Annotated in this window: 17 protein-coding genes; 10 read left to right on the forward strand and 7 right to left on the reverse strand. The window is 36.6% G+C overall.

Annotated elements, in window-relative coordinates:
* Window positions 1-13 precede the first annotated feature (13 nt).
* From DWZ40_RS08950 to DWZ40_RS19510, 7 genes are all read right to left on the reverse strand, one after another.
* Window positions 14-499, reverse strand: coding sequence for a hypothetical protein (locus tag DWZ40_RS08950; protein WP_118542708.1), 486 nt, complete (start codon window positions 497-499; stop codon window positions 14-16).
* On the reverse strand, window positions 489-647 hold the full coding sequence (locus tag DWZ40_RS19500; RefSeq protein WP_182431685.1) for a hypothetical protein: 159 nt from the start codon (window positions 645-647) through the stop codon (window positions 489-491). The genes DWZ40_RS08950 and DWZ40_RS19500 overlap by 11 nt, the downstream gene beginning before the upstream one ends.
* Window positions 648-838: 191 nt before the next feature.
* Entirely contained in the window at window positions 839-1,771 is a 933-nt protein-coding gene (locus DWZ40_RS08955; protein WP_147354169.1) for a hypothetical protein, read from the reverse strand.
* Between the two features lie 86 nt (window positions 1,772-1,857).
* A complete protein-coding gene (locus tag DWZ40_RS08960) occupies window positions 1,858-2,541 on the reverse strand; it encodes a hypothetical protein (RefSeq protein ID WP_147354170.1) in 684 nt (227 codons plus the stop codon).
* Between the two features lie 79 nt (window positions 2,542-2,620).
* Window positions 2,621-3,007, reverse strand: coding sequence for a hypothetical protein (locus DWZ40_RS08965; RefSeq protein WP_118542711.1), 387 nt, complete (start codon window positions 3,005-3,007; stop codon window positions 2,621-2,623).
* A gap of 65 nt (window positions 3,008-3,072) precedes the next feature.
* Complete coding sequence (locus DWZ40_RS19505) at window positions 3,073-3,246, reverse strand: hypothetical protein (RefSeq protein ID WP_182431686.1); 174 nt, start codon at window positions 3,244-3,246, stop codon at window positions 3,073-3,075.
* Window positions 3,246-3,422 (reverse strand): hypothetical protein, encoded by a 177-nt coding sequence (locus tag DWZ40_RS19510; protein ID WP_182431687.1) that lies wholly within the window; start codon window positions 3,420-3,422, stop codon window positions 3,246-3,248. The genes DWZ40_RS19505 and DWZ40_RS19510 overlap by 1 nt, the downstream gene beginning before the upstream one ends.
* 997 nt (window positions 3,423-4,419) lie before the next feature.
* On the opposite strand from DWZ40_RS19510, the gene DWZ40_RS08970 reads away from it, so the two are divergent.
* From DWZ40_RS08970 to DWZ40_RS09020, 10 genes are all read left to right on the forward strand, one after another.
* Window positions 4,420-4,701, forward strand: a complete 282-nt coding sequence (locus tag DWZ40_RS08970; RefSeq protein ID WP_207664497.1) for a helix-turn-helix transcriptional regulator — start codon at window positions 4,420-4,422, stop codon at window positions 4,699-4,701.
* 1,653 nt (window positions 4,702-6,354) lie between these two features.
* A complete protein-coding gene (locus DWZ40_RS08975; protein WP_118542713.1) occupies window positions 6,355-6,648 on the forward strand; it encodes a hypothetical protein in 294 nt (97 codons plus the stop codon).
* A 378-nt stretch (window positions 6,649-7,026) separates the two neighbouring features.
* A complete protein-coding gene (locus DWZ40_RS19785) occupies window positions 7,027-7,197 on the forward strand; it encodes a hypothetical protein (protein ID WP_207664498.1) in 171 nt (56 codons plus the stop codon).
* A 379-nt stretch (window positions 7,198-7,576) separates the two neighbouring features.
* Complete coding sequence (locus tag DWZ40_RS08990; protein WP_118542716.1) at window positions 7,577-8,326, forward strand: hypothetical protein; 750 nt, start codon at window positions 7,577-7,579, stop codon at window positions 8,324-8,326.
* Window positions 8,327-8,331: 5 nt separating this feature from the next.
* Window positions 8,332-9,120, forward strand: a complete 789-nt coding sequence (locus DWZ40_RS08995; RefSeq protein WP_243035285.1) for a hypothetical protein — start codon at window positions 8,332-8,334, stop codon at window positions 9,118-9,120.
* A gap of 107 nt (window positions 9,121-9,227) precedes the next feature.
* Window positions 9,228-9,413, forward strand: a complete 186-nt coding sequence (locus DWZ40_RS09000; RefSeq protein WP_118542717.1) for a hypothetical protein — start codon at window positions 9,228-9,230, stop codon at window positions 9,411-9,413.
* Between the two features lie 18 nt (window positions 9,414-9,431).
* Window positions 9,432-9,809 (forward strand): hypothetical protein, encoded by a 378-nt coding sequence (locus DWZ40_RS09005; RefSeq protein ID WP_118542718.1) that lies wholly within the window; start codon window positions 9,432-9,434, stop codon window positions 9,807-9,809.
* A gap of 2 nt (window positions 9,810-9,811) precedes the next feature.
* Window positions 9,812-10,144 (forward strand): hypothetical protein, encoded by a 333-nt coding sequence (locus DWZ40_RS09010; RefSeq protein WP_118542719.1) that lies wholly within the window; start codon window positions 9,812-9,814, stop codon window positions 10,142-10,144.
* A 262-nt stretch (window positions 10,145-10,406) separates the two neighbouring features.
* Window positions 10,407-12,929, forward strand: coding sequence for a hypothetical protein (locus tag DWZ40_RS09015; RefSeq protein ID WP_347560067.1), 2,523 nt, complete (start codon window positions 10,407-10,409; stop codon window positions 12,927-12,929).
* Window positions 12,930-13,192: 263 nt separating this feature from the next.
* Window positions 13,193-13,825 (forward strand): hypothetical protein, encoded by a 633-nt coding sequence (locus DWZ40_RS09020; protein ID WP_118542721.1) that lies wholly within the window; start codon window positions 13,193-13,195, stop codon window positions 13,823-13,825.
* The last annotated feature ends 366 nt before the right edge of the window (window positions 13,826-14,191 follow it).

Here is a 14,191-nt window from a genome sequence, read left to right on the forward strand (position 1 = left end):
ACAAGCCCTAAGTTCAATAAGCTATTGCAGTGTTTTCCGCTTCTTCTGTATAATACAGATCAAACATGTGCCAATATAATTCCGTGCGCCATTTCTCGCTATGACTTTTTACTGGCAAGCCGCTATAGTATCCGTAAATATCGGCTTTGTATGCTGCATATCGGTATCCGGTGACACAAATAACACTATATATCGGCTTTCCTGTTTTCTCATTGCAGATTGTATAGGTTTCAGATTCCAAATCTATACAATATTTAAGACCGTCTTTTCCGATTACTGGCGCACACATGCAAAAGTTTTCCAACCGTGTCAAGCCAAAACGATCATTGTTTGCCGACATGATAGCATTATTGACTACCTCTTCCGGCAAGTCCGATTTTGCCAGCATAGAAGCATCCAGAAAGACCGTTACACGCTTTTCTTTATGTTCCGGCATCTTATGAGCTTTTCTAAATACTGCCGCTGATTTCATTACATACTCATAACCATTACTTTTCATTCTCTTTTCCCTCCTTAATCTTCTGCCATTCTCTTTCCAATGCTTCCATTTCGTGTCGTGTCCGCATTTCCTTTAAATGCCTTGCTGCGATTCCGGGCAAAACCGATGATACAAAAAACGCAAGCCCCCAAAAAAACCAATCTTCCATTTTCTTTCCCCCTTTTCTAAACATGGTTACATCTATACCGCCAATGCGCCAACATTAACGGCATAGTCTAATCACGTTCCAAATATCATAGCGTGTGCTTATGTAAAATGTTTCCTTTTGGCTTGCAACGAGTCACGCGCAACAATTTAATCCGTGTTTTTAAACTCGCACGGAACCAAAAGCAATATGTATTAGTTGACTTTTGCCCTAATTGCTTTTGCTTTTGTGGCTTTCTCCTTGCGCTTTGCTTCCAATGGGCTTTCCATTACATAACGCACGATTCCAGATAAGCGGTCAAACGCTTGCGCCTGGGTTAAGTCAATCAGATTATCAACAAAAAATTCCGTTCCGCTGCATTCCCTTAAAAGGATTTCTTCCATTTCTTTCTCACGTCCGGCATAGTAGGAATACAAGGAATGAAAGACACGGATAAATTTAGCGGTGTAGGCTTTACCGTTATAGGTATCTGCATATCCGTTCCATTGCAATTTCGTAATTAATCCAACAATAGAATCAATCAATCCGGTTCCGTTCAAGCGAATACTTTTAATTCCGTCCGAAATCGGCGTAAAGATTCCGACTTGCCGTTCAATCGGATCACCCTTTACCGCCACGTTGTAACGGTTACAGATATCCTTTAAGGCAATATAGTTTTCATCGCCGGATTCAATCGCCGCTCTATAATAGTCACACTGCGCCATTTTCCGGCGGTTCTTACTCTGGCTTAAAAATAATTTAATTGCATCTTCTAAGGAGCACTCAATGAGGTCGCAAACGATATTCTTAAAACCTGCTTTTGCTGTTCCAACTACACGATGCATTCCGTCAATGCAAATCAGAATGCTATTGTAATAAAGGATCTTAGGCGCTTCCCATACAAGCGGATTATATTCAGTTCCGATTTTTAAGGCTGCGCCCATGTCGCATGTACGCTGCCATTCTGGAATGTGAATATAAAGAGGATTTACATACATAGTGACTTTATCGCCTACCGTGTGATTTCCTTTGTAAGACTCAACGATATTTTCTACTAACTTTGTTTCTACCAGACCCACAAAACCCTCTTTTTCTCGCATTGCCTGTAATTCCTTTTCTACCTCAATAGCGGTGTATCTCTTTTTCATGCACATAACTATTCTCCTTTTTTGATATGTATTTTTTGAATTAAAAAGCGGACTACTCAATGCAATCCGCTTATTTGACCTGTGATTTATAAACGCCTGTAAATGTAATGATAATGAGACATTGTGCCGATACCCTCAACCGTCATAGCGTTGAATTTTTCGCAAATGGCTTTTAATTCTTCCTGTTTTTCCGCTGCTTCCGCTTCCAGTTTTCGGATCTCTACAATGGCTTCCGGAATATTCTCGACATAATCTTTTTTGATGTAATATAATTCCAGATCTGAAAAATCCAACGGCTGAATTTTATTATCAACACACATCTGTGTGTGCGTTCCGTTTTCGTATTTTGTGCCACATACAAAGCCATAGCTTGTATTACGCAAATTTGCATCTAATGGAGTAACACAAAAACCATTGTCAATATAAAAAGAGCAGTTACAACGCTCTTTTATTTCATTGCGAATCTTGTCTTTTGTCTTTGGTCCATATACTTTACCAGCATATTTATTCCAGACTTCCAGAATCACCGGAACAAATTTGTTGAACGCTGCAATTTTTGCATTGTTGCGCAAGTAAAGCATAGTTAAATCCATGTCTTTAATCTGTAAGTTTAAGTCACTTAAACGCTGTATAGTTCCGTTTTTCTCCAATTTTTCACGGAATGAAAGACCTTTTAACGGTTCTGAAAGCGTTTCGATTTCCTTGTCTGCCGCCTGTTTTTTCTCATAAGTTGCGCTGATCTCTGCTAAAATTTCTGCATATTTTTTCATGTTTTTAATCTCCTTTTTATGTATTTTTGTAAAGAAAAAAGCGGAAAATTTGCTTGAAATGATCCGCTTTATGGTCTGTTTACAGGTTCTTTTTGATCTCATGATAAAGCAAATAAGAAATAAGATCCTCCGCTTGAGATTCGCCATAACCTTTGCTTTCCTCTTCTGTCTCTTCTAAAATTTTCGCTAAATCATCAATGGCAGAACGGTTATAGTAATAACACGTATCTAAGATTGACGGTAAACCGCTGCACCAGTCAATAAAGCGTTCCCGCTCTGTCATAGTAGCATATGCGCCAACAGGGGCTTTTTCTGCCTTAAAAGTGTTATAAATTGCGTTACAAGCGGCTTTAATGTCGTTTGTGTTTTCCAGTGCTGCAAACTCCTCTGAATTGCAAGGATCAAAGTTAGCAAGGATATATTTTTTTACATTCTCATGTACTTTTTTGCTGTTTGTCTTTAACATATTTTCTTTCCTTTCCTTATTAAAAAGGGGCAACTTTACCGCCGCCCCATGATTGTCTATGTATTTTACTTTTCAAAGTAATATCCGCTACCGTCAACCGTGTATAACATCAAACCGGTTTCGGTTGATTCCCAACCGTTGACCGTTTCCATGTTGAGATAGTTTGATGTTGGGTTTTCTCTGCCAATAAAAAAAGCGACTACTAGAGCCGCAAGGATAATAGCTATATTCATTTTCATTACGCTTGCACCTCCTCAAATACACCGCTTCCAATCATATCCATAAACCATATTGGAAAGCTAGGATATTCTTTCTTGTCTGCCAAATCTCTATATACTTCTTGCATCTGGCAAAAAGAAAAGATACGACATTTAAGCGGCTGCTCATAGGTGATGAACCTTTTATCTGTTTTCACTGTGTTTACCGCCTTTCATGATTTCTTGTGCTACTCTCATCATATAGCCGCCAGACAGACAGCAAATGCAAACTAAAAACATACTCATAATATGTATACTCCTTTCTTACACGGTCGGCACTGGAACAAGAACGTCATAGCCGCTATGGCTGTTCCAGTATTTAACACCCTCATCACGCGTATTGAAAATCTGAGTTACCATACCTAAGCCTAACAAGTACCATTTCATAAAGCCCACGCTCCTTTTTCTTTCTCTTTTTATTAACCATTCATGCAAGCAACATTAAGCAATTCAGACATTTCTGAACTCTTTCACGCTCCATTACTTACCCTTGCGGACTTTCCTTTTGCGTGTCGGAAACAATCGTCTATCGTTGCCGCCGAAAATCTAGGACAGGGAAGCATATCTTTCTTACTCTTTTCTACTACTTGCAACCGCCTGGGATTTACGCTTTTGCCCGAAAAGAAGCAAGAACCTTTTGCATATACCTAGAAAAGCTTTTTGCTTGCATTGTAAAGCTAATAAAAAGGGACTTTTTCAAGCCCCTTTAAAATATTAGTCCGTTCAATGCTGTTGTGTGCTACCACACTTTTTTATACTAACCTTTGCGCTTTGCACGTTTTTGCTAGTGGAATCGGCTTTGTTATCGCTGCCCGTCACAGCATCTATTTTTATGAGCGATCGACTTCAAAAGTGTGTCAACCGGAATCAATATTTACTTTGTATCGTTAAGGGAATCACGTTGCCGATTGACAACCTTTTAGAAATTTGATATACTCAACTTGCTAGGGCGGTATATCATTTTTCTAATGATTCCGTTTTGAATTGGCGGCTATTTGATGTAGCTGCCTTTTCTTTTGCAAAGACTTCGAAACTTGCAAGGACTTAATATTGTGTTGCCTTGTTTTTCTTTCTTTATCTTATGGCTTTATTATAAACCATTTTGGTTTATTTGTCAACTGTTTTGTTACCTTTTTTGGTTATTTTTTAATTTTTTTGACAGTAAAAAGCGAATATGTTAGAATAAAAAACAAGAAAGTGAGTGATTGCAATATGATTTATACGGACAATGAAACACTTATATCAGAGCTGAAAAGGATACAAAAAGAAAACGGTTGGACTGGTAAACAGATAGCGGAAAAATTAGAAATGTCACCACAATTATATCAAAAGTTGATTAATAAGAAACAATTTGGTTTTGCAGATCTGAAAAGGATATGTGATGTTATGGATTATGATGTTATTATTCACATAGTGCCAAAGGATCAAAAGGACTGATCGACATACTACCAGATTATAAAGAGATGCTAAGCTATGGGTAAAGGACACGGCAAAAAGTACGCACATAAAGCAATCGAGGAAAAATTGAGCAGAGATAATATTGAGTGACAATTTAGTTTGTTTTGTATGTTGCCGCGGCAAATTGGATAGTTGTGTTTGGTGTTATGACAATTTGTACATGATAAAGTGGGTGTCAGGTGGGAAAAATATAGGACATATCGTAACAAAGTGGGTGAGTGTGCGTGAAAACGGTAAAAATATTGGTGAAGTGGGAGAAATAGGTGGGAAATTTATAGGACAGCTTGAAACTAGAACGCATACTAGAACGTATTCTAGTTTTGCGAACCTAAACATAACTTTATGTTATGCAGCGTATAACAACGTATAACATAGTGTTATACACCGCTTTATATAGTGTCGAATACCATAATACCTAAAGTTGACTTTACCCTATGACAATTACCAGATCATGCAGCACCGCAAGAAAGTCTGATTTCATGTATGCTTGTCTACTGATCTCGCACCGGAGAAGCTACGGTAAAATGGGAAAATACCGTGTATTTACAAGGGTTTTAATGGTCAGCGGCCTATCAATACTATACTATTGATAGATACCAAAAAACAGATCTCCCACCGGATACCGCCCCACCTGGACACGGGGGCATGGTTTACATTTCCAGACCAGTCCGGCGGCGATAAAAAGAGCTTATCTGTTCCACTCCCACCCTACTTCCAATTTTCGACCACCTAATTCCCCAAAATAAGTTCGAGAATGAGTTCGTAAACCCTTAGTATTTCCTTGCTTTTTCGACATTCCAACTCACCAAAAATGACTGAAAATTCTAAAAATCAGCTTAAAACCCAGTAAAAACAAGGATCTCACGAACTCGGTCAAAATTTTTTAAAATCTTCATCATCTCTTCCACTCCAATCAACCATTCCAACCTCGAAAAAGTCAAGTAATTCCTACGTTTTCTCACCCTACCACCGGGGTATATTTTACATCGCACCGAACTCGACCGTCTAAAACTACCCTTACCTTTTAAATATCCAGTAAAATCAAGCACTTCTACAAATCTTCTAAAATTAGCTCGGCAAATTTACCACTATAAAACACATCAATTTTTACACAAAATGAACTTCAAAATAAAAATTTGACCCTATTTTAAAATTTCGATGCCAACTCATCAGTATATCTTAGATTACATCTATCACTTGATCACTCTTTCATTAATCTATCCACATTCACCAACACTCTCCCACCACACATCACATATACCTCAACTTTTCTTATTCCAATAAGCAAACTTTCACCCAATTTGCCGTCAAACACGTTTACCCTACCAACTGTTCACCTAAACAACAAAAATCGAAAATCGGCAAAAATTTCTCGGTGAATTGTTGGCATTAAATTTTGATTAAAAATTTGGTAACTCGCAGAGTTAAAAAGTAGCCCCTTTGATTTAGGGGCGGTATTTGCGTTAGCAAATAATTTTGGGTAAGACAATAGAAAAAACATTCTAAGAAAATAGAAATCCAATAAGAGAGCTTAATGCTCTCTTTTTTATTTGCGCAAAAATAAATTTCACTTTGGAGAAATATATATCAGAAACTCAACAATCAAAATTTAACCATAAAGGAGATACCACAATGAGATTAACCAATAAGAAAGAAAACACAAAATTATCATCAGTCACAAATAGCAGCCAGACACTCACATTAATCATAACTGAATCATTTGGAGATTTGTCCTGCAATTTTTACAAGGATAATTCAGATGATATTTTACTCACCAAAGAACAGATTGGTCAGGCATTGGAATATGCAAATCCTATTAAAGCTATTCAGAAGATTCATTTAACACACCAGGACAGATTAGAAAAATTCTGTTTGAGAATTAAACCAGGTCACCCCCCAAACTGGGGATACCCTCTCCAAAAGTGAAGAACAGGAACGTGTCTATTACACAGAAAGAGGAATTATGGAAATCTGTCGTTGGTCCAGGCAAAAGAAAGCCGACTTATTCATGGACTGGACATGGGATAACGTATCCAAATACCGCAAAGGTGAACTTTACTCTCCTGATCAGAAAAAGATTTTAGAAATTCTCACTACCCTTCAGCAAGATGTAACTCAGCTCCGCCAGGAACAAACACAGATTAGAAAGTCTTTGCCAAAGAAGAAGTTCTCATATTGGACTTCCAAGATGATGCCAAAGTATCAGATTTTAAAAAACATTTCAACTTGCCAACCAATAAAGACCTATACCGAGAGTTATACATAGAATTCGGCAACATGTACCCAAACATTGACCTGAATCAGTTGGCAGATGATTACTGTGCAGAGCATGGATTAGAAACATGCTTCACACTAGATGCAATTGAGAAAAATATCTCTGTGAGAAATCTTTTTACAGAAATGATTGATTTTATCTTAGAAACACATCACTTAGAAGAAAAGCCAATGCAGAGAAAATCAGTATTCAACGCATAAGCCTATAGGCGGGGTAGTTAACACTTGGCAGAAAACACAAACATATAACTACCCCACTTTCAGAGAAAAGGAATTTATTTTGGAGAAAGTATTTTTAGGTATATCTGATATGTATCCAAATGAACATTTTGCAATTTTTCAGAAAGAAAAAATTTTTCAGATTGGAAAGAGAGAAAAGATTTTAAGAGAGGGGCTTTAGCCCCGACAGAGGTTGAGCGAAATTCGCGAAACCTAATCGTTTGTTTTGTTTAATGTTGTATATCTTCTTTCCGTTCAGTTGACATGCACAAATGTGTAGTTTGCTGAACCACACTTGAAAAATTTGGTGTCCAAAATGTGTTGTTTGCTGAACGCTCGCAGAAAAATAAGGAGGACTATTATGGAATCATTTTTACACAAACACTATAAAGAAAATTTAATTTGCAAAGGCATGAAAATTTTATCTTGTGGTGAAATTTTAACAATTACGGATTTTGAAACAGAGGTTGACTTAAAGCAAAAATTCAACATGACCTGGAATAAGTCTATTGTGGTGGATATTTTAGCTGAAACCAATAAAGGCTACCTTGCTATTGAAATCTTCAATACACATCCAAAACTCTGGGCGGAACTTTATTCTTACTACAATGAGATTTCAAAACACGTTGTAAACTTTTTTGAGGTCAAAGTATCAGATGTTGTGAATCAACTTCCAGTATGGAAAGATCGCAAATTGTTATTAAAGGAATCATCGACTGAATTTCTCGATGCCAACACATTGATTAGAGATTTTTATTTTGGAAAGAATAGTAAACCATTCAAAGTTAATGACTCGTTATTCCAAATTAAATGTGTTCACAGGGAAACTCCTTCTTCCAAATATACCCATATTATCACTATGCAATTTGATTTAGAGAATAAATATATTACAGAGAAAAGATTGTATGAATGCTTTGGTAACATAGCCGGGATCGCAAAGGGACAGTTTAGGTATCTCCAAATTACAGATAAGTTGTATCAATGTGTCTCATTCTACAATCCAAAAAATATTGGTTTCGGCAAATATGATCAAGAAATGTTATCAAGAATTAGATTGCAATTAGAGAACATGAAAGAGCAAACCAAAATTATATATGCAAGGAGCAATTAATCTTTATGGATAAAAAAGAATACTTCACTCGTTTTCCTAACCAATATGTCCAGGGCAATATTAAAACCAAATTCGGAATCAGCCGGAAGTTTTATATAACTTATATCCTCATAGACAGATATCGTTCCTATGAGGATTTCAGTTGGATTACCATTCGGAAAGTTCTGGATTTTTACGGATATAAAACTTGCCGACATAAACCGAAAGCATTTGGAGAAATATTAGATGTTCTCGAATACATGATTAACAATAAGATGATTGAAATTAAACAGGATTTGGATTCACTGAATTACGACACGGGAATTGAAATAAAAATTATTCCGGAAAATTTCGATGCCGTAATTAATTTCTGCAAGATCTCATCTTCTCAGCTCAATACTATTATGATGAGCGAATCTAGTATCAGTAAAGAGAGTCTATTAATGGCATTTCTTTATATTAATTCCTACATTTATATTCGACCACGAGATGAAAAAGGTATGGAAGTAATGTTTAATCCCGAGACAAAACCAGAAGCATTTTGGAGAAGTATTGATAGCATGGCAGAAGAACTTGCAATGTCAAAAGATACTATCAACCAGTGCATCAACTATCTCATTTCACCAGACGGAAATCAGAAACCTCTTCTTATTAAAAAGGAAGTTGGCAGCGTTCAACCCGATCTCAACAAGCCACCTCGTAATGTACCGAATATTTATGTACTCAATAAAGAGGGTTATCAACAGGAAATTGAGTGGGCACTTTGCAAAATGCTAGAAATCTACGGAGTAACCAAATTCGAGAAATTAAAATAAGGAAAATAATTTTCCTTTTGGAGAATCATCTATTAGTAACAAATCACCCACTCACAGTAAAGGAGTGACCAAAATGAATATTTTAAATTTTAAGGAGACTATGAATTATGAACACGACAGTAAAAATCGAATCAAGAAACCATAAATATCAGAACAGCTACGGCGGATATATTAAAGCAAGTGACTTCCTATTTATGACATTGGAAGAATCGGCTGAACGTATTGCTAAAGCAGAAAGATTCAATCGTGGTTGTTCTAATGGAACGCTGAAAATGGCATCATGGATTAGATAATAAGGAGGACTTTGAATTATGAATAACAAATATTGGGGACAGGCAGTTGAATACGAATTAACCGGAAAATATGAAAATAGCGGCTACTCTGCTCTTGCTTTCTATAAATACATTCCTAACAAAGAAAAATTTGAACTTTCCATTTGGCTGAAACGCCGGGATATTGACGACATGTTTTCTATTGGCGGGCAAAAAATTGATACCCAGTTAATTACATCCAATAGGGATCATGTGCGCAGTGATGTTGGCAGAGTCATTGAGATGATGTGCGAGAAAGAAATGTTTGATTATTATATTGAGCGTTTTGAATTTACATATAAATGCTGTGATCTTGGCGGAGACATCCTGGAACGAGATGAACTTGCTAAGAAGTCTTCCGGAAATGAGGTGGCTTAGCTGTGATCGATAAGAACTTTGAGAAAAACAACGAGAATTGCATCGAATGGTTAAGCGGCGAAAGAAGCTGTTTGTGTACATTTACAAACAGATTGCACATCAATAAAGTAAAGGACTTGTATGAGAAACACAAGGATGAATTTGGTTCATTCTATGAGAATCCAGACGGGAGCGTTTGCTGCAAGATTCCGCTTAAATGGATTAAGGTTTCTTATCCAAGACAAGCACCAAAGCGTGAATATTCTGATGAAGAGAGAGCTGCCTTTGCCGCAAAAATGGCGGAAATACGTGCGAAGAAAAACGCAGAACAGAATTCCGACGGCGGAACCGAATGACATTCTTATGTCAAGTTTTACGATATTAGCAAATGAATTTTACCTCAATTTCGGCTTCTACTGCTCTTTGTGGAGAGTTGCTAGGGGTAAGTGGTAAAAGCTGAAATCTGGTGGAATTTCTATTGACTATTGTCAGTGATAATAAAAGAGGTGAATTACAATTAGTGAGTTTGGATTAAAAATTAAAAATATCGAGGCTGCTACTTTATATGAATATAATTGCGGACTCAGAGATCATTATGATTATAAGGATGCCATGTTTGTGAATAACCGATTCAAGGATTTTATTTGTAAAAACGGCATGAAGGATTGGAAAGGTGAATCAACTAGGGATATTATTTGTCTGGAATTCAATTTCGGAACACGATCCTATGAAGCTGAGATTGAGCATATTAGAAAAATTGCCAGGAAAGCCCGCGTTGATTATAAAAAAGCTATTAGCTTAAAAAACAAACATCAGATTCGTGTGCAGCAAAATAAGAAACATAAGATTATGGAACTTTACAATTTTGCGGTACAGCATAAAAGCGAGTACAAAGAATTATCGGCTGATGATATTAGAACTTATTTTTACACTCACGGCGTTGATGTGGAATATATTACTAGAAAGCGTTCCGGTGAAACCATCAAAAAAGAGACTATTCATTATAAAATGCTTTATAGAAGCACAGGTAAAGCAAAAAAAGGAACCTGTATGTTCATCAGAGACAAGCTTTTTAAAAAGTCTTTGAACTACATTCGCATGGGTATTAAGCTGCCAGATAAGAACGCTGATATTGTTGGCGTCAGTGCATACTCCTCTCTCATTTGCAGTGGAACTATTGCCAATGTCAGAATCAATCCGAAAAATATTTTGGTTTTAAAAGATGTGGATCGGTATTTTAATACGGATATTATTTCGGTTGAGACAGACGAAAATAAGCATTGTATTACGAAGCTCATTCAGAATTACAAACTGAAGAATACGATGTTTGATGGCCAAGCACTTATTGACTCTTCTATCTTCCCGGCTTTTGGTCATGGGTACATCTTGTTGCGACATCATTTTTGTAAAATGGCAGCGTTTAATACCAATATTCAGTTATTCTTCCGGGAATATTTTGGAGAAACTTACTATACTGCAACAGTAAAGGACATGTGGGGTAATGAGCATTTCGTAAAGGATATTGAGCTGATCACAACCGATAATGCAATGAAGTGGATTAAGTTTAATAAGTCCTATGAATATTGGTGTAAAAAGGTTTATGAAGATGATTGTATGTTTGGAATTGTGAAGACAGCGCATCCAAGTAAGCTCGGTAATGTGCAGCGAATGAGTTATCAAATGGTAAATTCTTTATCAGAAGATATTATGCCGGAAGTATGTGCTGAGAGTGTTGAATATATTAACCGATTGAAATCAGACGATGACTTTTTCTTGGATTACCTACGCAAGAATACCAATTTCTCTAATGATTATGAGGCACTGATTGCCCTGTGCGAGCAGAACAAAGATTTTGTAAGGAGTTCTTATTTCAGAGAGCGAAAGAAAACAATCATTATGGCTTATGTGCTGAATTTCAAAAGCGGCAAGGTGATTCAAAATGCAGACAATCTCGTTATTGTTGGTTCCCCTTATGCTATGCTTTTGTATGGTGCAACGGGTAAACCGGAAGTCGTTGACAACGATGATACGTTTGCTACTGAGCCGGGAGCAATCCAATGTTATACAAGTCGTTTTGCTGACAATGAATATCTTGCGGAGTTCAGAAGTCCGTTTAACGGCAAGTACAATATGGGTCATTTACATAATGTGTATGACGAAAAATTTATGAAGTATTTCAATTTCTGTGATCAGATTATTGCGGTGAATATGAATGGTACAGATTTTCAGGATCGGAATAATGGGAGTGACCAGGATTCAGATGCTTTATATGTAACCAATCAGCCGCAAATTGTCGCTCATGCAAAATACTGTTATCAGAACTATCATACTATCGTAAATAACATCCCAAAGGATTCCAATATTTACAATAATACCATGGAAGACTTCGCAACGCTTGATAATAAGTTGGCAGCTTCTCAGCTTGATATTGGCGAGTCTAGTAACCTTGCTCAGTTGGCTCAGACTTATGATTGTACATTCGATGATCCGAAATACGGTCAATATGTTTGCATTCTTTCAGTGCTTGCTCAGATTGCCATTGATTCGGCAAAACGGCTTTTCGATGTAGATGTAACCAATGAGATTCGTAGAATAAAAAAAGATATGAATGTAAAGAAAAATAAGTATCCGGCATTTTGGTTAATCATTCGGAAGGATTTTAATGAAAAAAATATTAACCTAGATTTGAAATGCCCCATGAATTATCTTTACAATCTGAAACTCGACCAGTTTAGGTCTTCTCTCTCCACTCTTCCGATGGATCATTTCTTTAAGAAATATGAATTGGAAAAGAATCGAAAGACTTGTAAAAAGGTTGAGGAACTGATTGAGAATTATGCTTATGAATTGGTCAAACATCATTATGCTCTCACTTACGAAGACGGTAAGGATGATTATTGGCTGATTCGTTCTGGATTTGATGAATTGATTCAGGATATTTCCGAAATTTATGTTTCTAAAACATATCTTGGACTTTTCAGTTGGTTGATCGACCGAGCGTTTTGTATATCTCCTGAGCAATATCGCGGATTATACAAGATAAAATCTAAAATTAAAAAACGGAGATCTATTCTTATCAAGACGCTTTACGAAGTGAATAGTTCAAATTTACTAAAATGTTTCTCTAAAAATTGTGCATAAATATTTAAAAATGCCACTTTTTAGGGACACTTAACAAATTTTGCACCTTAGAAATGGCTTATTTTAGCCATTTTTCACAAGTCAGTTAAGTTGACACATGAGGAGAAAGGGATTTTGTCCTAAGTACCTCATCCGCTTTAATGCAATGCGGAATAAAAATATGCAACAGCTGTATTAATTTTTGATAAAAGCCCTCTGAAATATGAGGGCTTAATAACAAACATTATAAAATTTTCATATAAGATTAAAAGGAGCGATTGAATATGCGAAAAATCACAGTGACCGAAGCATTAAACGAGTTAAAGTTATACGATTCCAAAATCAGCAAAGCTATTACTTCCGCCACATTTTGCGGTGCAGCGAAAAAGTCTGTTCCTACAATTGGCGTTCAGACAAAGGATGATTTCCGCGCTAATGCACAGGCAAAATATCAGTCTGTCAAAGACCTGATTGTCAACCGGAATGAATTAAAGTCTGCAATCGTCGCATCTAATGCTGCTACTGAGATTACTGTAAATGGCGTAACAATGACCAGAGCTGAAGGTATTGAGCGTAAGAATTCCATTCAGTATGAGAAGAATCTGCTCAATAAAATGAAACTGGATTATGTCGCTGCTATGCGCCTGGTTGAGTCTGAGAACAAAAAAGTCGATGCAAAAATTGACGAGATGTTACAGGCATGGGTCGGCAAAGATTCTTCCAAGAAGATTGCCAAAGAGGATCAGGAAGCATTATCAAAGCCGTATAGAGAAGCTAACGAGTTTGGGTTCATCGATCCGTTAGGTATTTATGAGAAAATGACTGCACTGGAAGCCGACATTGATGGTTTTGAGAGTAATATTGACTCCACTCTCGTACTGTCCAATGCGACCACTTTCATTGAATTAAGCTTCTAAAATTGAATATATCTTGCAACTATAACGAAAATCTAAAACTTACATCCCGCCGCCTACGCGGGTATCGTAGGTGAAAATGATCTTTGGATGAGATATTGAAATATTATTTTAGATAATAATAGGGCAAAATATTAAAAGCGAAAGGCAAGTTTGCTTATCAAATTGTTGAAAGCTCAAAGCTTAAAATTCAAAGTTTAAAAATCATTTTTCAAATCTCTTTTCGTATAAAATTCAAGCCGTAAAGCTAAAAGTTTGTTCAAATCCAAGAGAAAGTTTCAAGAGCGTTATGTAATTGGCTCATAGATTTGTACTTGGCTGTTATAGTTGCAAAAACAGGATAGGCGTGTTGCATAAGCAATGCGTCTA

This window comes from Clostridium sp. AF32-12BH, from assembly GCF_003477935.1.
In the GTDB taxonomy this organism is placed as follows: Bacteria; Bacillota; Clostridia; order Lachnospirales; family Lachnospiraceae; genus Brotaphodocola.

Bases quoted from the DNA above. Each gene is read 5' to 3' on its own strand.
- DWZ40_RS08950 (WP_118542708.1), bottom strand. From the start codon at position 499: ATGAAAAGTAATGGTTATGAGTATGTAATGAAATCAGCGGCAGTATTT.
- DWZ40_RS19500 (WP_182431685.1), bottom strand. From the start codon at position 647: ATGGAAGATTGGTTTTTTTGGGGGCTTGCGTTTTTTGTATCATCGGTT.
- DWZ40_RS08955 (WP_147354169.1), bottom strand. From the start codon at position 1,771: ATGAAAAAGAGATACACCGCTATTGAGGTAGAAAAGGAATTACAGGCA.
- DWZ40_RS08960 (WP_147354170.1), bottom strand. From the start codon at position 2,541: ATGAAAAAATATGCAGAAATTTTAGCAGAGATCAGCGCAACTTATGAG.
- DWZ40_RS08965 (WP_118542711.1), bottom strand. From the start codon at position 3,007: ATGTTAAAGACAAACAGCAAAAAAGTACATGAGAATGTAAAAAAATAT.
- DWZ40_RS19505 (WP_182431686.1), bottom strand. From the start codon at position 3,246: ATGAAAATGAATATAGCTATTATCCTTGCGGCTCTAGTAGTCGCTTTT.
- DWZ40_RS08975 (WP_118542713.1), top strand. From the start codon at position 6,355: ATGAGATTAACCAATAAGAAAGAAAACACAAAATTATCATCAGTCACA.
- DWZ40_RS08990 (WP_118542716.1), top strand. From the start codon at position 7,577: ATGGAATCATTTTTACACAAACACTATAAAGAAAATTTAATTTGCAAA.
- DWZ40_RS08995 (WP_243035285.1), top strand. From the start codon at position 8,332: ATGGATAAAAAAGAATACTTCACTCGTTTTCCTAACCAATATGTCCAG.
- DWZ40_RS09000 (WP_118542717.1), top strand. From the start codon at position 9,228: ATGAACACGACAGTAAAAATCGAATCAAGAAACCATAAATATCAGAAC.
- DWZ40_RS09005 (WP_118542718.1), top strand. From the start codon at position 9,432: ATGAATAACAAATATTGGGGACAGGCAGTTGAATACGAATTAACCGGA.
- DWZ40_RS09020 (WP_118542721.1), top strand. From the start codon at position 13,193: ATGCGAAAAATCACAGTGACCGAAGCATTAAACGAGTTAAAGTTATAC.